A 20289-nucleotide genomic window follows, 5' to 3' on the forward strand; every position below is an offset into this window, starting at 1 on the left:
ACCCATGCTCAGGTTTGACGACTGCGTCGTCAGACGCAGCCTTCTGCAGCGGCTACGGGGTGCAGGGTTCGGATCAACCCTTCAGCAACCGGGCCAGCCCGTCCAGCAGGCGCTGCAAGGCGCCTTGATTGGCCTGCATCACATTCAGGCCCGCCTGTGCCATGCGCTGCGCATCTTGCGGCAACTCAAATAAACGCTGCACCGCCAGCGCAAGCCCTTGGGCATCTTCTACCTCTTCCAGCGCCCCCGCTTCACGCAACATGGCGGCGATTTCGAGGAAGTTGAACAGGTGGGGGCCGCTCAACACCGGCTTGGCCAACGCCGCGGGTTCCAGCAAGTTGTGCCCGCCATTGGGCACCAGGCTGCCGCCGACGAATGCGCTGTCTGCCAGTGCATACAAGAGCAGCAACTCGCCCATGGTGTCACCCACCAGCACCTGCGTCCGGGCATTGACCGGCTCACCCGTGGAGCGCCGCACGCTGGCAAAACCTTCACGCTGACACCGCTCAAATACTGCGTTGAAGCGTTCCGGGTGACGCGGCACCAAAATCAGCAACGCGTCCGGATAATTGGCCAACAACTGACGATGGGCATTCAGGACAATCTCGTCTTCGCCCTCATGGGTACTGGCAGCAATCCATACCGGGCGCTCCTGCGCCTGCCAGGACCCACGCAACTCACAGGCCTTGATCAGCAACTGCGGATCGATGCTCAGGTCGAACTTGATCGACCCCGTCACCTCCACGCATTCAGGCCGCGCACCCAGCTGACGAAAGCGCTCGGCCTCGGTTTCGGTCTGCACGGCGATCAGGCTCATCTCTTCGAGCATAGGCCGTGTCAGTCCGGCGAAACGGGCATAGCCCTTGGCCGAGCGTGCCGACAGCCGGGCATTGGCCAACGCCACCGGGATACCGCGTTTAGCGCACTGATGGATATGGTTGGGCCACAGCTCGGTTTCCATGATGACCGCCAGTTTTGGCTGCATCCGGGCCAAAAACCGCGCAGCGGCCCATGGCAAGTCGTAAGGCAAGTAACAATGCTGAATCCGTGGTTCGTCGGCGAACATGGCCTGAATCCGCTCGGAACCGGTGGGCGTCATGCACGTGACCGTAATCGGCAGTTCGGGATAACGCTTGAGCAGCGCCCGAATCATCGGCGCCGCCGCGATGCTCTCGCCCACCGACACCGCATGCACCCAAATGCCCCCGGGCTGCAAGGCCGGCAAATTCACGGCAAAACGCTCGCCAATGCGCTTGGCATACGCCGGCGCCTTGCGCGCCCGCAACCATAAGCGAATCGCCACCAACGGCAGCCCCAGATGAAACAGCAAGGTGTAGAGAGTTCTATTCATGGGAGCAGAGTTTACGATGATGGAATTGAGTGTGCCCGGAATGTTTCATTGCCCGCGATCATCACCATAGGGAGCGCCAGACCACCAACTCCCAAACAAGCGGTTACTTGTACCTGCTCGTGATTGAGCTACGCCAGCGGCTCGGAGTAGTGTTTCCTTGGAAAATCCGGCTGCTCCATACATTCCTGAATCAACGTGGGTCAGGAATTCTAAGAGCTGATTTCGCCGCCCAAAGCTTCACCGCTAAAACCCAGAATCCTCCTACGCTTACCACAACAAAAACCCGCTACATACTTTTACAACCACTAGAATGCCTTGCTGTTAAATTGCTCCGTTCCACCTTCAGGACTCCATCATGAACGCTTACTACTATCTGGCCATCGCCATTGGCGCCGAAGTGATTGCCACCGTTTCAATGAAAGCGATCAAGGGGTTCAGCACACCGTTGCCCCTGATATTGGTGATTGCCGGTTATGCCACGGCGTTCTGGATGCTGACCCTGGTGGTGCGCACCATTCCGGTGGGTGTGGCTTATGCCGTATGGGCGGGGCTGGGCATTGTGCTGGTGAGTATTGCCGCGCTATTTATCTACGGGCAAAAACTCGATGTGCCGGCCATGCTCGGTATGGCCCTGATCGTGCTGGGCGTGGTGGTAATCCAGCTGTTTTCCAAAACAGCGGGGCACTAGACCACACGGGCAGGTTGAGAATGAGGCTGTATACTTGCGGCCTTGTCTTTGAACGCTGAGGTCGACCATGCCATCTGTTATTTCCACCGACGTGCTGATTGTCGGCGCTGGGGTTGCAGGCCTCTGGCTCAATGCCCGCCTGCGCCGTCAGGGGTTTTCTACCGTGCTGGTAGAGAACGGTACGCTCGGCGGCGCACAGACGGTCAAGTCCCAGGGCATCATTCATGGCGGTGCCAAGTACGCACTGCATGGTGCGCTCACCGGCGCCTCTGAAGCCATTGCCGATATGCCACGCCGCTGGCGCAAAGCCCTTGCCGGTGACGGCGAGCTGGACCTGAGCGGCGTGCGCCTGCTTTCCGAAGCCCACTACCTGTGGTCGCCCGGCACCCTGGCCGGCAATCTGACCAGCTTTTTTGCCAGCAAGGCCGTGCGCGGCCGGGTTGACCAGGTCAAGGGCGACCAATTGCCGCCGGCCCTGCAAAACCCTCGTTTCAAGGGCAAGGTCTATCGCCTGGCCGAACTGGTGGTCGACGTGCCTAGCCTGATCGAGCGTCTCGCCCAACTGGCCGGTGACGGCCTGCTGGCAGGCCAGAACATCGAGCCCCTGTTCGAAAACAACGAGCTGATCGGCCTGCGGGTCGACGGGCGTGAGATTCATGCCCAGCGCATTGTATTCAGCGCCGGCGCCGGCAATGCCGAGCTTCTGGCCAGTGCAGGCATCAACGTTCCCGCGCAACAACTGCGCCCCCTGCACATGGTGCTGGTCAAAGGCCCCAGCCTGAAACCCCTGTACGCTCATTGCCTGGGTGGCGGGTCCAAGCCGCGCATCACGGTCACCACCCACCCGGCCGCCGATGGTGAATGGGTCTGGTATTTGGGCGGTGACATTGCCGAAGCCGATGGTGTGGCCCGCGAACCTGCCGAGCAAATCGCGGTGGCCCAAAAAGAACTGGGCAACCTGCTGCCCTGGGTGGACCTGAGTCAGGCGCAATGGGCCACGCTGCGAGTCAGCCGTGCCGAGCCCGCGCAATCGGGCCTGGTGCGTCCCGACAACGCCTTCCTCGCCGATCAAGGCCGCCTGCTGGTGGGCTGGCCGACCAAACTGGCGCTGGCCCCCGATTTCTCGGACCGCGTATTACAAGCACTGGAGCATGACGGCATCAAACCGGGCAATGCCCCTGCACTGCCGGAATTCCCGCGTCCTCCACTGGGTAAAACGGCCTGGGAGCAACTGCTGCCATGAGCCAGGCAACCCTGCACGCGCATCACCGCCCATTGGGCAGCACCGGACTGATGGTTTCGCCGCTAGGGCTGGGCACGGTCAAGCTGGGCCGTGATCAAGGGGTGAAATACCCCAATGGCTTCCAGATCCCGGACGACGATGAAGCGCGGATGCTGCTCAAACTGAGCCGCGATCTGGGCATCAACCTGATCGACACCGCCCCCGCCTATGGCCGCAGTGAAGAACGCCTTGGGCCTCTGCTGCGCGGCCAGCGGCAAGCGTGGGTGATTGTCAGCAAGGTGGGCGAAGAATTCGTCAACGGTCAGTCGAGTCACGACTTCAGTGCGGCTCACACCCGGTATTCGGTAGAGCGCAGCCTGCAACGTCTGGAAACTGATTTCATCGATCTGGTGCTGGTGCACTCTGACGGCAATGACCTGGCGATCCTCAACCAGTGTGAGGTGTATGCCACACTGGAAGACCTGAAACGCGAAGGTAAAATTCGTGGCTTCGGGTTGTCAGGAAAAACCGTAGAAGGTGGGCTCAAAGCCCTGGAAAGCGGCGACTGTGCAATGGTCACTTACAATCTGAATGAACAGGCTGAAAAGCCTGTCATCGATTATGCCGCGGCTCACGGCAAGGCGATTCTGGTAAAAAAAGCCCTGGCCAGTGGTCATGTCTGTTTGAGCCCGGGCGTTGATCCAGTACGCGCCAGCTTCGAACTGGTGTTTGGTCATCACGGGGTTGCCAGTGCTATTGTCGGCACCATCAACCCTTTGCACTTGGCCCATAACGTGGCAACCGTTGCGCAGGTTTTGCGTAACCTCTGATGCCGCCGACGCGGCCGACCCCGACGCAAGAAGGTGCCGACATGCCGCGTTCACTTATCCGCAAGAACCCCAGCGACTTCAAAACCCTGCCATTGTTTGTCGAGGCCACGCCTGAGGGCTTGAGCTATCAAAGTATCGGCATGCCCCTGAACTTTGCGCAAACCCTGCACAAACGCCGACAGGTCACGGTGACCGATACCGAGCGTTTCTCGCTGGAGCTGGCCAATCTCGGGGTGTCGGTGCGCCTGACCCTGAATTGGCAAGGGCGTGATTACTGGGTATTGGTGCGCCAGCGGCGCCAGGATCGGGGGGACGTGGTGCTCAAATTGATTTCGGGCTACGTACCCGCCCACGAAATCAATCTGCCTTTGCACACCGCCATTCAAGAGATAGCCGAGGAGTGCTTGCTGGAAACCCCCGAAGGCTGGCTCAGCGGGCGTTTTAACGAAACATGGCTACCCGCACCTTATTCTGCGGCACTGCACTACCGTGAAGCCCTGCCCTTTCGCCTCACGCCGTTGTCCGGCGCCGCCCGCCCGGTTCGTTGTGGCACCCAGACTTTGCTGGAGCGCCCACGGGGCTATGTACACTTGCCCACCGCCTCGTTGCAGCTGATTTACGACTTGCGCCTGGAAGTGCCCAAAGAGGCCAAATCCCTGAGCCTGTTCCATGTTGATGAGCGACTGGAAGGTGACCAACTGGTGGCACGGCTGGACCGCAAGCGACCGGACCTGTACCTGATGCCCCTGAGCGACGGCCAACCCTGTGCCGAGTTGTATACGCTGCACAAAGACCGGCTACACAGCGCCAGTACCCGAGGGCTGTATCTGGCAGAGAGCTTTGCGCATCAGGAAGGCTGGGTGGTCCGCGAGGAGCGCATACGCTGGAAAGACTGGCTCATACAGCAAGGTTTGAGCGCACCGCGCAAGGCGTCAGGGCTACAACGCCTGACCGGCAAGGCCCGGCAGATCTTCAGAAAGGTGGTGAAAACCAAAAGCCCTCTGTAGGAGCGAGCTTGCTCGCGATGGACGCATGTACTTACTGGTTAAGCGCAGCGTTTTTTGAAACCATCGCGAGCACGCTCGCACCTACAGATTTTTGAGCTGCCCCGGATGAGGGCTGCCGTCACTGACCGCGGATTTTATCGACGATGGCCGTGGTCGAGCTGTTTTCTACCAGCCCCAGCACTTTCACGGTCCCGCCGTAAGCCGCCACGATGTCGGCGCCGACCACTTGGTCGATCCCGTAATCGCCACCCTTGACCAGCACATCCGGCTTGAGCTGAGTCAGCAGGTTCTCCGGTGTGGCTTCCGGGAAGCTGATCACCCAGTCCACCGCGCCAAGGCCAGCCAGCACCGCCATGCGGCGATCCACGCTGTTGATCGGGCGGCCAGGCCCTTTCAGGCGGCTCACGGAGGCATCATCGTTGACGGCAACGATCAATCGGTCGCCCTGGGCCCGTGCCTGCTCCAGATAGGTCACATGCCCGGCATGCAAAATGTCGAAGCAGCCATTGGTGAAGACGATTGACTCGTTGTGAGCCCGCGCATCATCGATGGCCAGCAACAACTGATCGAGGCTCAATACGCCCCGCTCCGAGCCTTCTTCACGCTGAATGGCGCGGCGCAACTCCGGCGCGCTGATGGCCGCCGTACCCAGCTTGCCGACCACAATGCCGGCCGCCAGATTGGCCAGTGCCACGGCGTGGGGCAGTTCTTCGCCGGCAGCGATAGCCGCGGCCAGGGTCGAAATAACGGTATCGCCAGCACCCGTGACGTCAAACACTTCACGGGCCCGGGCTGGCAGGTGCATCGCGGCAAAGCCGGGACGCAGCAAGGTCATGCCGTGCTCGCCACGGGTAACCAGCAAGGCACCCAAATCCAGGTCAGCCATCAGCTTGGCACCTTTGGCCACCAGTTCGGCCTCGTCGGCGCAACCGCCGACGATGGTTTCGAACTCGCTGAGATTCGGCGTGATCAGGCTGGCGCCCCGATAGATCGAGAAGTCCTTGCCTTTAGGATCTGCCAGCACCGGAATGCCCCGGGCACGCGCGGCCTGGATCAGCACCTGATGGTTTTTCAGCGCACCTTTGCCGTAGTCCGACAGCACCAGCACCTTGATGCCTTCGAGCAGGTTGTCGACTTCAGCACCCAATGCCAGGGCATCGGTGGCGAACGGTTCTTCAAAGTCGATACGCAGCAGTTGCTGGTGACGGCTCATGACCCGCAGTTTGACGATGGTCGGTTGGTGCGCGATGCGCTGGAACAGAGCGCGTACGCCAGCGCCTTCAAGGCTGTTGGCCAGACTGTCGGCCGCTTCGTCGTCACCGGTCACACCGACCAGCGAGGCAGGCGCACCGAGTGCGGCGATGTTGAGCGCAACGTTGGCAGCACCGCCCGGACGGTCTTCGATTTGCTCGACCTTGACTACCGGCACCGGCGCCTCAGGGGAAATCCGTGAGGTCCCGCCATGCCAATAACGGTCGAGCATGACATCGCCTACCACCAAGACAGGGGCTTGATCGAATTGCGGCATGGACAACTTCATGGAGAACCCACATACAAAATGAACAGGGGCGCGATATTAACACAGGGTGAACGCAGGTCAGTTCACGGTATTAATCGCAACGAATGAGAATCAGAAGGGTGCTACAAAACATGGCCTGCCAGAACTGACACAGCCCTTGCAGGAGCACGCGGGCTCCTGCAAGGGCTGCATCGACCTCAGGCGATATCGCCAGAGGTCTCAGGAGCGTCGAGCCCCATCGAGTGCAGCCTGGCGTAATAACCATTTTGTGCCAGCAGTTCGGCGTGCGTGCCGCGCTCTACAATCTGGCCCTGATCCATGACCAGAATCAGATCGGCTTTTTCGATGGTCGTCAGGCGGTGAGCGATCACCAGCGTGGTTCGACCCTGCATGACGTGGTCCAGCGCTGCCTGAATGTGACGCTCGGACTCGGTATCCAGTGCGGAGGTCGCTTCGTCGAGAATCAGCAACGGAGCATTTTTAAGCAGGGCCCGGGCGATTGCCAGACGCTGGCGCTGACCGCCGGAAAGCAATACGCCGTTTTCACCGACCTGGGTGTCCAGCCCTTGTGGCAATTGCTCGATAAAGTCCATCGCGTAGGCATCCCGCGCGGCTTTCTCGATATCCTCACGAGGTGCACCGGCCAGATCGCCGTAGGCAATGTTATTGGCCACGGTATCGCTGAACAGGGTCACGTGCTGGGTCACCTGCGCAATGTGACGACGCAGGTTGATCAGGCGGTACTGCTCGATCTCAACGCCGTCGAGCAGGATTTCGCCCGAATTGTGGTGATAGAAACGCGGAATCAGGTTGGCCAGCGTTGATTTACCACTGCCCGAACGCCCTACCAGCGCCACCATCTGCCCGGGTTCAACCGAGAACGTCACATCCTTGAGCACCTGGCGATCGGTCCCCGGATAGGTGAAGTTGAGGTGACGCACCTCAAGCCGTCCGCTGACGTGATCACGCTCAACGGTGCCCGTGTCGACTTCCGGTTTTTCATCCAGTTGTTCAAAGATGCTTTCAGCACCTGCCACACCTTTCTGAATCGTCGAGCTGACTTCCGACAGCTGGCGAATCGGCTTGGGCAACAGGCCGGCCAGGGTGATGTAGGCAATCATGTCACCCGCCGAGGCATCACCGCGCAGGTAGAGCACCAGGAACATCAGAATGCCCATGGCTATGTAAATGACCAGTTGCAGCATCGGCGTATAAATCGCCCCGGTGCGGGTCATGCGCAATTGCTTGTCCGTGTTGCTCTGGCTGGCTTCCAGGAAGCGATTCTGCTCGTAGGTTTCGCCACCGAAACTGCGAACTACGCGATAGCCCTGAATGGTTTCCGAGGCCACATGGGTGACATCACCCATTGCCGCCTGGATTTTCTTGCTCTGCTTGCGGAATTTCTTGCTGGCCGTGCTGACCATCACCGCAATCAGCGGCAGGATGGCGATCATTACCAGCGTCAGGCGCCAGTTCATCCACAGCAATGAAGCAAACAGGAAGACCACCGTCATGCCTTCACGGATAACGACCTTGATCGCATCCGTAGCGGCACCGGTCACCATCGTCACGTTGAAGGTGATACGGGAAATCAGGTGACCCGAGTTGTGCTGATCAAAATAACGGTTCGGCAACACCAGCAGGTTATTGAACAACTGGACCCGCAGGTCGTGCACCAGCCCAAGCGATACTTTGGCCAGGAAGTAGTTGCCTAGGAATGATCCCAGTCCTTGCCAGGCTGCGATGAACACAATCAGCAATGGCACGGCCTGCAGCAGACGCAAATCACGCAGATACGGGACGGAAGGAAACAACACGGCATCCGGATTGGACAGGCCGTCGACGAAATACTTGAGGATGTAACCAAGCATTGGCTGGGTCGAAGCGAAAATCAGAAACCCGAGAATACTCAGCAGGAAAAGGCCGATATAGGGTTTCACATAAGTCAAAAGCCGAAAGTATATTTTCAGGCTTGAACTCTGTTCCGCTTCACGCGGTGCATCACTCATCGTAGAGCTCACTGAATTAGGGAAAACGCGAAATTTTATCACAGGCGTCAATCGACGCCTTCTTGAACGTCAAAAGAGTCGCAAGGGCCACCGGCAGCCAGGTAATGAACCACTCTGCACGGGGTGAATCCAGCAGACTGGCCGCATCAAATTGCATGGCCAGCATCGAAAACACCCAAACCCCGATCACACCCTGACCGAGCACAGTTGTACGCGCACGCCAAGCGTAGAACAGGACTGAGAACCAGGCGACACTCCAGAAGAACAAGCCCGGCAGACCATAAAGAATTCCGACACTGGTGAACAGGTTATGCGAATGATCAAAGGTCAATCCGACAGACGTGACGTGATAGCGCATCCCCAGCCCCAGACCGGTCCAGAGATGTGATTTGATCATCTCTACGCTGGCCATGAATATTTCGGGGCGATAGGAAGAACCTCGCTCCAGCATCAGCGCCTGCATATACCAAAACACCACGCCTGCGCCTATCAGCCCCGCAAGGGCGATCACCACGGTACGTCGGTCACGCCGCCAGAGCGGCATTGCCAGAACCGTCAGCAACAATGCAACGGCCGCACCACGGCTTTGTGTCAACACGACAAAGCCACCCAAAAGTCCCAGGGCTACCAGCCACAGCATTTTCATGCCGCGCCCCTGCGGTACCCAGTGCAGCATCCACACGCATGCCACGCCTATCGCGTAGGCGCCCAAAATAGGGTGCGCCAGCTGACCCAGGCCTTCGAGGCGCTCAGTCCAGCCGTGCCCCAGGACAAAGTAGAAGCGCACCATCGCCACCAGTGCGATGAGTGCCAGCCCCAGCCCGCCCCATTGCAGCAAGCGCACGACACGCTCAGGCTGGCCATTGGCGAGAATCGGAAACGACAGGATAAACAGGGCAATGTAGGCCATGGTCTTGGCCTCACGCAGCGGAGCCTCACTCCAGCTCCAACTGATCAGCGCCCAGACCGCCAGACCGATGAGTGCCAGGCACAGTGCACGCTGGGCCTGCCAGAGCTGAGCAATCAGCGCGCGAGCTGACCACGCCACGAACAGCGTGGGGACCCAGATGAACAACACCAGCCCCTGCTGATACAGCTTATTGGTGGGCGCTAATGCCATGGCCCACATGAACCACAATAAACCACACGTCATCAGGGCTTTCGCCCACCGACTTTCGTACATCGTCCAACTCCTAAATAAAACACCCGCCAACGCTGGCATGGTTAAAACATGACTTTTTCGGCATCATTGCCTGTCTGACTGCTCGCAAGGGTTCTACGATGCAATGTTCACGGCTTCCACAAGCCGCTTTGAATCAAATGATTGAAGGCGCCAAAATTCTTGAAGCCGACAGTTACGGCGCAAAAGTCTATCTGCTCCAAGACGGGAACATCATGAAGCTGTTCCGGCGCAAGCGACTGTTCTCATCTGCTTTGCTGCGCCCTTATTCAAAACGCTTCATCGACAATGCCGCGCAGCTTCAACACCTCGGTATTCCGACCCTCAAGGTTCTGGCATTTTATCGTCTGGACAAGCCCGGCATGACTGCTGTGCTGTATAGCCCATTACCAGGCGAAACACTGCGTCAGATCGCGGAAAAGAACGGGTTTGACTGGAAAGAAAACCTGCCGAAGCTGATTGAACTGATCCGCCGCCTGCACGCGGCCGGTATTTACTTTCGCTCCCTCCACCTGGGCAACATTGTGGTCACCCCGCAGAACCAGTGGGGATTGATCGATATCGCAGACATGCGCTTTTTCAAAGCCCCTCTGTCCAAAAAACTGGCGCAACGCAACCTTCAACATTTCGTGCGCTACATCCAGCGGGAACATTTGACCGACAAGTTTCCCGTCGATGCACTGCAAGAGTCTTTTTTACCGGCCTGAAAGCACCACGGAGCACGCGTGACTGAACCGCTGCCACGCCTGCTCCGGAGCAATCGCTGCGTATTGACGCGCTGCCACGTCCCGCGCTGAAACAGCCGCCGTCGCCTCAATGGCCTGTACCCAGGCGGCTTCATCGTCTACTGGCACGTAGCGCCCCGACTCACCCAGTTGCTCCTCAAATACCGGCAGGTCGCTGACCAGCACGGGCACATGGGCAATGACTGCTTCTTGCACGATCAGCCCCAGGCCTTCCTCCTGCGAAGGGATCAGCACCCAGTCAAACGCTCGATACAAACTCGCCACGTGGGTCAAGTGGCCAGGCAGCAGCACCTTGCCTTGCAGTCCCAGTGACTGGATCCTGGCTTCAAGCTCAGCTCGCGCAGGACCTTCACCGACAATCACCAGCAGCCGGTCCGGTGCCTGCTGGAGTGTCCGGGCAAAGGCGCGGATCAAACAGTCGAAACCCTTGCCTGCGACTAACCGGCCGACAGCGCCAAACACCTGAGCCGGGTCGAGCGCAATCCCCAACTGCTCACGGGCCAGTTCGCGGGACAACAACTGGCTTTGAAAGGCCTGGGGGTCGAGCGCACAACGCAGTGTCACCACGGGCAACCGGGTGTCGGCCTCAATGGAAGCCGCCAGCGTTTGCGATACCGCACACAAGGTGAGCTGCTCCTGGGGGAAATCACGAAACAGGCTGATTTCTTTATCATTGAGCCGGGTAGCGCCATGAAACATCACCACCGCACGCACGTGAGGCAGCGTGCGCAATACCGGCAACAGCACCCGCGCAACGCCCACTCCGTCGATCAATACGACACGGGCATCATCGGCCAACAATGCCTTGTGAAAACCACGCCGCAGCCAAAAACCGGACAACGCCCGGATCCCGCGACCTTTCAACACCTTTGAAGACAACTGCCAGGCCCGCACTTCGCCGACATCCTTCAGGCAAGCAGCGGCCTTGTCCTGTAGCAGCCAGGTTTTGATGCACGCACCCGGGGCGGCCTGGGACAGGATTTGCTGATGAACCTTGTGAACGGAGGCATATGGCAAGCCACCTGACCACATCACATTGATGATGCTCATCCGCCAACGCCTCGATGCCCACCCAGCTTCAACCGAATACGGTCCAGCCAGGACAACGGGGGATGGGGACGCAAGGCAGGCTCCAGCGCTTCAACGATACGCTGGCCTATGCGCGCAAAACTGTACTGCGACACGGCCAGATCACGGCCGCGCCGGGCAATGGCAGCGGCCAGCTCCGGATCGGCACGCAGGCGGGCGAGCTTTTCTTGCAGCTCAGGGATGTCGCGGTAAAAAACCATGTTGTGCATGTCTTCAAAGCCCAGGGCGCGGTTTTCGGCCTCACCCTGATCGAACGCCAGCAACACACAACCGCAGGCCATCGCTTCGAAGTTCTTGATCATGTACTCACCCATGCCCACATCTGCGCTGACAAAAAAGCGGATGCGGTTCAAGGTATCGCGGTATTCATCGCCGGACTTGGTGCGGGTGACCACCAGCGGCTCGACACTGGCCAGCTCATCGAGCAAGGCTTTGCGGCCGCTGTAGGCCACGCTGTTGGTGCTGCCGACAAATGCCAGCTCGATGTTTCGCTCAAGGCCCAGGTCCTGCAGCAACGTCTCGTCGTAGCCCTTGGGCACGAACACCGCATCGAAACCTTCTTCGCGCAGGCGCTCGGTCACCATAAAGCCGGAGCTGATGATCCGGGCCCAGGGCAGTTGACGATAGTGCGCGCTGAATTTTCCGGTGTACTTGCACTCGATGTAGTTCTGATAAGCATCGTGTTCAAGAATCACCAGGTTGGGCAACGTGCGGATAAAGCCAACCTGCCGGATTTCCTGCTTGAAGCGCAGGAAAAACACGATCCGGTCGTATCGCGACACATCGACTTCCTCGCGAAAGTAACGGCGCAGGTTGCGCTGCTCATCGCTGCTCAGCCAGCGGATATCGCAGTTGCAGTGAGCCGATACGCCGTCATACAAGCGATCCAGAATGGCCCGCTGCTCTTTCTGTACTAGAAATAGAACGTTCATGGTTTTCCTTGCGGCACCGGGAGGCGCCAAAACAGTTCATGCCGCCGGACCGCTTTACGAAAGAATTCATTCTCGCCATACGGTGATGGCTTGCGACCTACCAGCACCTGCTGGATCGCCCGTCGCAACCGGCGCTTGAGCGCCGCTCGCGGCTGCAGGTCGTGCATCATGCCCAGCGCCATCGCCTTGTTGCGCTGCTGTTCAAGGGACAACGGCAAGGAGCAAGGGTGCACTCGAATCGCAGCATCGAACATCGGCGGCAAGGCAATACCGTCTGCACTGTTACCCATCGGCCAGCGATCATTGTCATGCAAGTGATTGGCGTAACCGAGCACACTTGTCGGTTGCCAGGCCAACCCTTCCAGGGCTTGCATCACCGCCGTGTGGGCACAGATGTGGTCCGGGTGAGGGTCGATTGAGGGGTGCGGCAGCACAATGACTTCGGGGCGGGCCCTTTCAATCAGCGCACGCAAGTCTGCCAGCAGGTTATGCCAGGTCGGCGCACCGTCCTGATCGCCCGGGAGCAGGAACGGATTGAGCTGCCTGAACAGACGGGTGTCGTTCAGGTCGGCTTCTCGCGAGGCAATCGGTTGATCGGGAGCAGCCTGCATGGCAGGCAGTTGCAGGCAAAAATACCCAAGCTGCGCACAATGAGCCTCTGGCACACCCGCCCAGCGAGGTACGGCCAGACTGTCCCAGGCACGCAAACGCCCTTTGAGGCGCGCAGCGTCAGCGCGCCCAAGGCCCATCTGCTGATAATGCTCAGCCTCGATCTCTCCTGCGGTCAGGGTCACGATCCAGGCTTCACGGGCCTGGCTGTACAGACCAAAGGCCGCCAGCTCGGCATCGTCGGCGTGGGGCGCGATGACCATCACCCGCTGTTCGCGATAGTCGGGCTGACGCAACAGCCACAATTCAGGCTGGCCCTGCACGCTGCAAAAGCGCCCGCGAATGCGCAACTCGCCCCGGCTCAAGGCTTCGGCATGATCACTCAGGTTCAAATAGCGCAGCCCGTTGACGCCCCGCTCAAAGGTTTGCCGGTCGGCATGTCCGGATCCCGAGAGGGTGACGAACGGATCAAGAAACCGTCCTGCCCAGCCGCTTTTGACCCTGATTGCCAGTATCAGGGTTTCATCGCCGGCAACATTTAGCGGTTGATCCAGCAACAAGCGCTCCCCTTCAAGGCGAGCAGCCGGGCGCTCGCTATCCGCAGGAAAGCTGTACTGATAGTCGTCTTGGGGAGAGTAAAACAGATGGTCGGCAAACCAGGCTTCATGGGCGATCCAGCCCAAAACCGCCAACACGGGTGGCAACCACCAGGCCAGCAGCACGCCGCAGGCGATCAGCACGATCAAACCCGCCAGCAAGCCCATCCGCTTGTTGCGTCGATGACGCTTGAGTAACTGTTGCTTTCGAGAAAGGGGTTCGCTCATGGTTTGGCTCTTGTATTTAGCCCCTGCAGGAGCGAGCTGGCTTGCGATGCAACATGTTCGGCCTGCCTGATTCACCGAAGTGATGCCATCGCGCGCAAGCCCGTGCCTGCAGAAGATCATTCAAACCTTGAAAACAGGCACCGGATTACACCATCGCTCTTTATACTCGCGATCGGCACGACCGAACGAGAAGCGCAGGGGCTTATTGACGCTGCGAGCCTGTTCCCAGGCCGATTGGGTATTGAGAAAACTCAATACACTGCCGGGGCTGAATGCGCGGGTTTCGGGGTCGACACCCCCATTGACGTACTCCACGCTGATCCATTCAGGTGATTCAACCCTATACACCAGTTGAATTGCGATGGGTGCATCGTTGAGGAAGATCACCGAGCCTATCAACAGCTCACGCAACAACTCAATCACTTCAGCCATGCGCTCGGCACCGGTGGCCACAAACCCCCAGCGGCGCAGAAACAAGTCGCAATAAATGCTCGCCAATTCGGCGCTGGAAAACTCCGACACCGGGCGCACAACTCCCCCCGCTTCCTCCAGCAGACGCAGTTCACGGCGCTGGTTATAGCGGAACTTCTTCGAGAGTTCTTCAGGTGTGCGGGCCATAGCCAACTGCTCGGCTTGCGGGACCAACGTGCTGAAACGGCCTTCATTGAGCGCTGACAGATAGCGTCCACGATGACGCAAAGGCGCTTGGGCATCGACGGCAGCCGGCAGTATGAACTCGGCATTGCCGAGGTCGAACAGGCCTTTTTTACCGTGACGCTTGAGCACGTCCTTGGACAACGCCAGATCCCGGCCCCAGGTCGGGATCGCCGCTTTCAGCTCACCCCCCTGCTCCCAGGCCAGATAACGCACCGGGATACCGGCAAGTTGCGCCAGCCGGTCAACAACCATTGGGTGAGTCGCGACACTGCCACCAAAACGCTGCCAGGCGTCAGCGTACGTACACGCATCCACCACGTTCCAGCCGCGCTCGCGCCAGCCCTGAAATCGATTAAGCATCAGGACTCCGCTGTCAGGTCGGTAACTTGTGGTAAATGCCAGAACACATTACGCACAGCCTGGTCCGAGAACCGCTCATGCAAACGCGTCAGCATCTGCTCAGCGCACACCTGGCGTTGTTCGTCGTCAAGCCGCGACAGATGCTGCAGCCCTTGGGCCAGGTGTTCGGCATCCCCTAGCGGGAACAGCACGCCCACACCCTCGACCACTTCCTTGGCGCCACCGCAGGCCGTGGCCAGCAGCGGAACCCCGGCGGCCATCGCCTCCAGCAGAACCATGCCGAAAGGCTCGTGATCGGAGCTCAGGGCGAACACATCGAAAGCACGGAAGAAGCGTCGGGCGTCAGGAACCTGGCCGAGGAAACTCACCTGCGCGCCAATTCCGAGTTCGTTTGCCAGTTCCTTGAGGTCTTGCTCCAGCCGCCCGGTACCCAGGATCGCCAGTTGGCTGTCAGCAGGCAAGCCCGGCAAAGCCTTGGCGAACCCCTTGATCAACGTCGCCTGGTCCTTGTCGGGATGCAGGCGCCCGACATTGCCGACAATAAAGCCATTGACCGACAACCCCAGCGCTTCACGCGCCTGGGTGCCCGGCAATTGGCCGGCTTGTACGGCATCGATATCGATGCGGTTGTACAGCGTGCGAATGCGTCCGGTCGGCCACTTGGGCAAGCACTGGCGCATGTCATCGCGCACCGCGTCCGACACACCGAGCAGACTCAGGCGCTTGCGGAACAGGTTGGCAAACAGTTTGCGGCTGCTGCGTTGATAATCACCAAACGCGTGATGCACGCCGATCACCGGCAGGCCGGTGGCCAGCAAGGCGATGTAGATCGGTTTGAAGCGGTGGGCAATGCAAAAGCTGAAAGAGCGCGACGCTGCGATTTTACGCAGCTCACGGATGGCGCCCAGCTTCAGGCCACGAATGGCCTTGGAGCTGAACTCCATGAACAGCACTTCATCGGAGGCACAGTTTGCTGCCACTTCGGGATCCGCCACCCCGGTCAAGAAGACCGTGGTGACGCGATAACCGGTGCCGGCGAACAGGCTGGCGTACTGACGGGCGCAGTCCAGAAACGGCCCGTCATAGCCGTGACAGAACTGCAGAACATGGCGCTCAGTCGAGCGATTCATAAGTTTCCGCGCCAGCTTTGACAACCAGAATATCTTCCATGATCAGGTACTGCAGATCGGAGCCGAAGAACATGTTCAGCGCGTCGGTCGGCGAGCACACCATCGGCTCGCCACGGCGGTTGAGCGAGGTGTTCAGTGACACGCCGTTACCGGTCAGCACTTCAAGGGCTTTCATCATGTCGTAGTAGCGCGGGTTGTATTCGCGCTTGAGTACCTGTGCACGGGAGGTGCCATCTTCATGGACAACTTCCGGAACACGGGTTTTCCACTCTTCAGCCACTTCAAAGGTGAAGGTCATAAAGGGTGCCGGGTGATCGACCTTGATCATCTGCGGGCCCACGGTGTCGAGCATCGACGGGCAGAAAGGCCTCCAGCGCTCGCGGAACTTGATCTGTTCGTTGATACGGTCAGCCACGCCTTCGCTGCTCGGGCAACCGATGATCGAACGTCCGCCCAAGGCACGCGGACCGAATTCCATGCGGCCCTGGAACCAGGCTACCGGGTTGCCATCGACCATGATCTTGGCAATGCGCTCCGGGGTGTTTTCGATCTTGCGATACGCCGGCTTGCCCGGGTGACGGGCACAGGCGGCAATGACGTCTTCGTTGCTGTACGCAGGGCCGAGATAAACGTGCTCCATTTTCTCGACCGGTACGCCACGGGCGTGTGATACATAAGCGGCGGCACCCACGGCAGTCCCGGCATCGCCGGACGCTGGCTGCACGAACAGCTCCTTGACCTCGGGACGGGCAATGATCTTCTGGTTCAGCTTCACGTTCAACGCGCAGCCGCCCGCAAAAGCGATCTTGCCGGTTTCCTTGAGGATGTCGCCCAGGTAGTAATCGATCATTTGCAGCGACAGTTTTTCAAACAGCGCCTGCATGCTGGCCGCGTAGTGGATGTAAGGTTCGTCGGCAATATCGCCTTCACGCTTGGGCCCCAGCCACTCGATCAGTTTTGGCGAAAAGTAGAAACCCTTGCCGTTTTCCTTGTAGCGACGCAGACCGATGACGTTGGCGTACTCGGTGTTGATTACCAGCTCACCGTTTTCAAACGAAGCCAGGCGCGAGAAGTCGTATTTGCTGGCATCGCCGTACGGCGCCATGCCCATGACCTTGAACTCGCCGTCGAGCATCTCGAAACCGAGGAACTCGGTGATTGCGCCGTACAGGCCACCCAGGGAATCCGGATCGAAGAACTCCTTGATCTTGTGGATCTTGCCGTTTTCGCCATAACCAAAGAAGGTCGTGGCGTACTCGCCCTTGCCGTCGATACCCAGGATCGCGGTTTTCTCTTTGAAACCGGAGCAGTGATAAGCGCTGGAGGCGTGGGCCAAGTGGTGCTCAACCGGCTCGATCTTGATTTTTTTCGGATCGAAACCCAGTTGCTCAAGGCAGAACACAATCTTGTTGCGATAGCGTTTGTAACGACGATTACCCATCAGGATCGCATCGAGCGCGCGATCCGGGGCGTACCAATAACGCTTGGCGTAATGCCAGCGCGCCTTGCCGAACAAGCTGATCGGAGCGAAGGGAATCGCCACTACGTCAACGTCGGAAGGTTTGATACCGGCTTGTTCAAGACAGAACTTTGCCGACTCGTAGGGCATGCGGTTCTTTGCATGCTTATCGCGTACAAAGCGCTCTTCCTCTGCTGCTGCGACCAGCTTGCCGTCGATATAGAGGGCTGCGGAGGGATCATGGCTAAGGGCGCCGGACAGGCCAAGAATCGTCAATGCCACTGGTTTAGCCTCTTTAAAATGCAGGCAGGCGGCGGGCGCCTGAGAAAATGGTGTGCCCCTCGCCATGCGAGAAACAGCTAAAGGGCGGGATTATAGCGTAAAGAGCAGGGTAATGACTCAGCGCTATTTACCACCCTAACCGCTAAACTCCGCAACCTTTGCTAGCCTGATACCCGGCTGCCCGGCCGGGTCGCGTCAAACGGAACTCCGATACCTCCCATGAAAGCGTTGACCCCTGCACATTTCGCCCTGCTGCTGCCTTGCCTGTCCCTGAGCCCCCTGGCCCTGGGTGACAGTGCGCCGCTACTGCTCGACCCGAGCGTGATTACCGGCTCGCGCAGCGCAAGCCCAAGCTTTGACCTGCCGTACTCGGTCGACAGCATCAACCAGCAACAAATCAATGACGGTCAACTCGGCATCAACGCCTCTGAAGTGCTGTCTCGCGTACCAGGGCTGGTGGTGCAAAACCGCCAGAATTATGCACAAGACCTGCAAATCTCATCCCGCGGCTTTGGTGCCCGTTCGGCATTTGGCGTCCGTGGCATCAAGCTGATCGCGGACGGCATCCCGGCCAGCACTCCGGACGGCCAGGGCCAGGCGGCAACGTTTAATCTCGACACCGCCGAACGCATCGAAGTCCTGCGCGGGCCGGCAGCCACCTTGTACGGCAGCAACGCTGGCGGTGTGATTCAAATGTTTTCCCGTGATGGCGAAGGTCCGCCGCGCATTGGCGCCGAAACCCTGATCGGCAGCGACGGCATGAGCAAAAACCACCTGACGGCCGAAGGCGCTACCGATGACGTGGGTTTTGTACTCGACGCCTCGCGCATGGACACCGATGGCTACCGTGACCACAGCGCCGCGCGCCGCGCGCCGCGACCAGACCTTCGCCAAGCTCAACCTCAAGCCAGATGAAGACAGCAAACTGGCGCTGATCTACAGCAGCCTTGAGCAAAACGGCACGCAGGATCCACTGGGTCAAAGCTGGGACGCCTACAAGGCCGACCCGCGTTCAGTCACGCCAAACGCCCTGACCTACAACACGCGCAAAAGCATCGACCACCAGCAGGTGGGACTGAACTACGAGCGCTACTTCGGCGACGCAACCTTGCAAGTCAATGCGTACACCGGGACGCGCAGCGTGATTCAGTATTTGGCGATTCCACCGTTCGCGGCAGGCAATAAACAAGGCGGCGGCGTGGTTCAGTTCGACCGCAAGTTCCACGGTGGCAGCCTGCGCTGGCTGCAGCCGGTGTACAGCGTGCCGGGTGATCTGACCTTGATCGCAGGCCTGGACTACGACCAGAGCCAGGACAGCCGTCATGGCTATCAAAACTTCAGCGGCGACCTGCTGGGCGTGAAAGGTGCTCTGGTGCGTGACGAAGTCGACACAGCACGGAGCCTCGACCCGTATGTGCAAGCCAACTGGGCCATCGACAACTGGACGGTGCAGACCGGCTTGCGCTACAGCACCATGGAAATGGACGTCGATGATCAATTTTTGAGCAACGGCGACGACAGCGGCACCAAACGCTACGAAAAAGCCACGCCATCGATGAGCGTGATGTACGCCTTCACGCCAGAACTGCATGGTTATGTCAGTGCCGGCAAAGGGTTTGAGACGCCGACTCAGGCTGAACTGGCGTACTCACCGAGTGGCCAGGGTTTCAATTTTGGCCTCAAGCCTTCCGAAAGCACTCAATATGAAATGGGATTGAAGGCCCAGCTCAACAACACCCGCATCAATGCCGCGATCTTTCAGATCACCACTGAAGACGAACTGGTGGTCTTGAGCAACACCGGGGGGCGCACAACCTATCAAAATGCTGGCCGTACCCTGCGACGCGGCTTTGAACTGGGCGTCGAAAGCCAGCTCAGCGAACACTGGACCACGACCCTGGCCTACACTCGCCTGCAAGCCACCTACGACCGTGACTTTGCCAGCGCCAAGGGCTCCGTGGACAAAGGCAACTACCTGCCGGGCGTGCCGCAAACCACGCTGTTTGCCGAAGTGAACTGGAAGCCTGTTGATTGGGTCAGCACCGCCATCGAAGGCATGTACCGCAGCAAGGTGTATGTCGAAGACACCAACACCGAAAAACCGGCACCGGCCTACACCGTCTTCAACTGGCGTGCGAAGTTTGAACAGAAGGTCGAACACTGGACCTTCCACCAGACCCTGCGCCTGGACAATTTGCTGGATCGCCAATACGTGGGGTCAGTGATTGTCGGTGACAGTAACAATCGCTACTACGAATCGGCACCGGGCCGCTCGTGGTATGCCGGCGCCGGGGCTCAGTACAGCTTTTAAAAGCCTCCGTACTGCCCCCGCCGCCTGTAACAGCGAGCTTGCTCGCGATAGCCTCAATGCGGTTTGGCAACACAACCGCGTCGC

The 20289-nt window shown here is 59.2% G+C and carries 15 protein-coding genes and 1 pseudogene; 6 read left to right on the plus strand and 10 right to left on the minus strand.

What is annotated here, in order from left to right; translation table 11 throughout:
* Positions 1-73 precede the first annotated feature (73 nt).
* Positions 74-1351 carry a lipid IV(A) 3-deoxy-D-manno-octulosonic acid transferase gene (gene waaA / locus AWM69_RS16645; protein ID WP_218727585.1) on the minus strand — a complete coding sequence of 426 codons (1278 nt, stop codon included), beginning with the start codon at positions 1349-1351 and terminating at the stop codon, positions 74-76.
* Between the two features lie 355 nt (positions 1352-1706).
* On the opposite strand from waaA, the gene AWM69_RS16650 reads away from it, so the two are divergent.
* The 4 genes from AWM69_RS16650 (at position 1707) to AWM69_RS16665 (ending at position 5098) form a co-directional block, all read left to right on the plus strand.
* Positions 1707-2039 carry a multidrug efflux SMR transporter gene (locus tag AWM69_RS16650; protein WP_131653647.1) on the plus strand — a complete coding sequence of 111 codons (333 nt, stop codon included), beginning with the start codon at positions 1707-1709 and terminating at the stop codon, positions 2037-2039.
* A gap of 67 nt (positions 2040-2106) precedes the next feature.
* Entirely contained in the window at positions 2107-3282 is a 1176-nt protein-coding gene (locus tag AWM69_RS16655; RefSeq protein WP_218727587.1) for an FAD-binding oxidoreductase, read from the plus strand.
* A complete protein-coding gene (locus AWM69_RS16660; protein ID WP_048382791.1) occupies positions 3279-4091 on the plus strand; it encodes an aldo/keto reductase in 813 nt (270 codons plus the stop codon). The genes AWM69_RS16655 and AWM69_RS16660 overlap by 4 nt, the downstream gene beginning before the upstream one ends.
* A 41-nt stretch (positions 4092-4132) precedes the next feature.
* Positions 4133-5098, plus strand: coding sequence for a metal ABC transporter ATPase (locus tag AWM69_RS16665; protein ID WP_131653649.1), 966 nt, complete (start codon positions 4133-4135; stop codon positions 5096-5098).
* A 118-nt stretch (positions 5099-5216) separates the two neighbouring features.
* Here AWM69_RS16665 and hldE read toward each other — a convergent pair whose 3' ends face one another.
* From hldE to AWM69_RS16680, 3 genes are all read right to left on the minus strand, one after another.
* Entirely contained in the window at positions 5217-6638 is a 1422-nt protein-coding gene (gene hldE, locus AWM69_RS16670) for a bifunctional D-glycero-beta-D-manno-heptose-7-phosphate kinase/D-glycero-beta-D-manno-heptose 1-phosphate adenylyltransferase HldE (protein ID WP_131653650.1), read from the minus strand.
* A 176-nt stretch (positions 6639-6814) separates the two neighbouring features.
* Complete coding sequence (msbA, locus tag AWM69_RS16675) at positions 6815-8626, minus strand: lipid A export permease/ATP-binding protein MsbA (protein WP_131653651.1); 1812 nt, start codon at positions 8624-8626, stop codon at positions 6815-6817.
* A gap of 16 nt (positions 8627-8642) precedes the next feature.
* Positions 8643-9809, minus strand: a complete 1167-nt coding sequence (locus AWM69_RS16680) for an O-antigen ligase (RefSeq protein ID WP_218727589.1) — start codon at positions 9807-9809, stop codon at positions 8643-8645.
* A 137-nt stretch (positions 9810-9946) separates the two neighbouring features.
* Between AWM69_RS16680 and AWM69_RS16685 the strand changes: the two genes are divergently transcribed.
* Entirely contained in the window at positions 9947-10513 is a 567-nt protein-coding gene (locus AWM69_RS16685; protein ID WP_218727670.1) for a lipopolysaccharide kinase InaA family protein, read from the plus strand.
* Here the strand turns inward: AWM69_RS16685 and AWM69_RS16690 are convergent.
* The 6 genes from AWM69_RS16690 to AWM69_RS16715 form a co-directional block, all read right to left on the minus strand.
* Entirely contained in the window at positions 10502-11602 is a 1101-nt protein-coding gene (locus AWM69_RS16690) for a glycosyltransferase (RefSeq protein WP_218727591.1), read from the minus strand. The genes AWM69_RS16685 and AWM69_RS16690 overlap by 12 nt on opposite strands.
* A complete protein-coding gene (locus tag AWM69_RS16695) occupies positions 11599-12573 on the minus strand; it encodes a glycosyltransferase (RefSeq protein WP_131653654.1) in 975 nt (324 codons plus the stop codon). The genes AWM69_RS16690 and AWM69_RS16695 overlap by 4 nt, the downstream gene beginning before the upstream one ends.
* Complete coding sequence (locus AWM69_RS16700) at positions 12570-14006, minus strand: PIG-L deacetylase family protein (RefSeq protein WP_218727593.1); 1437 nt, start codon at positions 14004-14006, stop codon at positions 12570-12572. Before AWM69_RS16700 ends, AWM69_RS16695 begins: the two co-directional genes overlap by 4 nt.
* A gap of 120 nt (positions 14007-14126) precedes the next feature.
* On the minus strand, positions 14127-15023 hold the full coding sequence (locus tag AWM69_RS16705) for an antimicrobial resistance protein Mig-14 (RefSeq protein ID WP_131653656.1): 897 nt from the start codon (positions 15021-15023) through the stop codon (positions 14127-14129).
* On the minus strand, positions 15023-16153 hold the full coding sequence (locus tag AWM69_RS16710) for a glycosyltransferase (RefSeq protein WP_131653657.1): 1131 nt from the start codon (positions 16151-16153) through the stop codon (positions 15023-15025). Before AWM69_RS16710 ends, AWM69_RS16705 begins: the two co-directional genes overlap by 1 nt.
* On the minus strand, positions 16137-17894 hold the full coding sequence (locus AWM69_RS16715; protein ID WP_131653658.1) for a carbamoyltransferase: 1758 nt from the start codon (positions 17892-17894) through the stop codon (positions 16137-16139). Before AWM69_RS16715 ends, AWM69_RS16710 begins: the two co-directional genes overlap by 17 nt.
* 219 nt (positions 17895-18113) lie before the next feature.
* Between AWM69_RS16715 and AWM69_RS16720 the strand changes: the two are divergent.
* Positions 18114-20205, plus strand: a pseudogene (locus AWM69_RS16720) (TonB-dependent receptor family protein).
* Positions 20206-20289: the final 84 nt, after the last annotated feature.

Origin of the sequence: Pseudomonas sp. D1HM, from assembly GCF_019266105.1 — a bacterium.
Lineage (GTDB): Bacteria > Pseudomonadota > Gammaproteobacteria > Pseudomonadales > Pseudomonadaceae > Aquipseudomonas > Aquipseudomonas taetrolens.

Excerpts from the sequence above, each read along its gene's own strand:
- AWM69_RS16705 (WP_131653656.1), bottom strand. The coding sequence starts at position 15,023 with ATGCTTAATCGATTTCAGGGCTGGCGCGAGCGCGGCTGGAACGTGGTG.
- AWM69_RS16660 (WP_048382791.1), top strand. The coding sequence starts at position 3,279 with ATGAGCCAGGCAACCCTGCACGCGCATCACCGCCCATTGGGCAGCACC.
- AWM69_RS16680 (WP_218727589.1), bottom strand. The coding sequence starts at position 9,809 with ATGTACGAAAGTCGGTGGGCGAAAGCCCTGATGACGTGTGGTTTATTG.
- AWM69_RS16650 (WP_131653647.1), top strand. The coding sequence starts at position 1,707 with ATGAACGCTTACTACTATCTGGCCATCGCCATTGGCGCCGAAGTGATT.
- AWM69_RS16685 (WP_218727670.1), top strand. The coding sequence starts at position 9,947 with ATGATTGAAGGCGCCAAAATTCTTGAAGCCGACAGTTACGGCGCAAAA.
- waaA (WP_218727585.1), bottom strand. The coding sequence starts at position 1,351 with ATGAATAGAACTCTCTACACCTTGCTGTTTCATCTGGGGCTGCCGTTG.
- AWM69_RS16665 (WP_131653649.1), top strand. The coding sequence starts at position 4,133 with ATGCCGCGTTCACTTATCCGCAAGAACCCCAGCGACTTCAAAACCCTG.
- AWM69_RS16710 (WP_131653657.1), bottom strand. The coding sequence starts at position 16,153 with ATGAATCGCTCGACTGAGCGCCATGTTCTGCAGTTCTGTCACGGCTAT.
- msbA (WP_131653651.1), bottom strand. The coding sequence starts at position 8,626 with ATGAGTGATGCACCGCGTGAAGCGGAACAGAGTTCAAGCCTGAAAATA.
- AWM69_RS16655 (WP_218727587.1), top strand. The coding sequence starts at position 2,107 with ATGCCATCTGTTATTTCCACCGACGTGCTGATTGTCGGCGCTGGGGTT.
- hldE (WP_131653650.1), bottom strand. The coding sequence starts at position 6,638 with ATGAAGTTGTCCATGCCGCAATTCGATCAAGCCCCTGTCTTGGTGGTA.
- AWM69_RS16700 (WP_218727593.1), bottom strand. The coding sequence starts at position 14,006 with ATGAGCGAACCCCTTTCTCGAAAGCAACAGTTACTCAAGCGTCATCGA.
- AWM69_RS16695 (WP_131653654.1), bottom strand. The coding sequence starts at position 12,573 with ATGAACGTTCTATTTCTAGTACAGAAAGAGCAGCGGGCCATTCTGGAT.
- AWM69_RS16690 (WP_218727591.1), bottom strand. The coding sequence starts at position 11,602 with ATGAGCATCATCAATGTGATGTGGTCAGGTGGCTTGCCATATGCCTCC.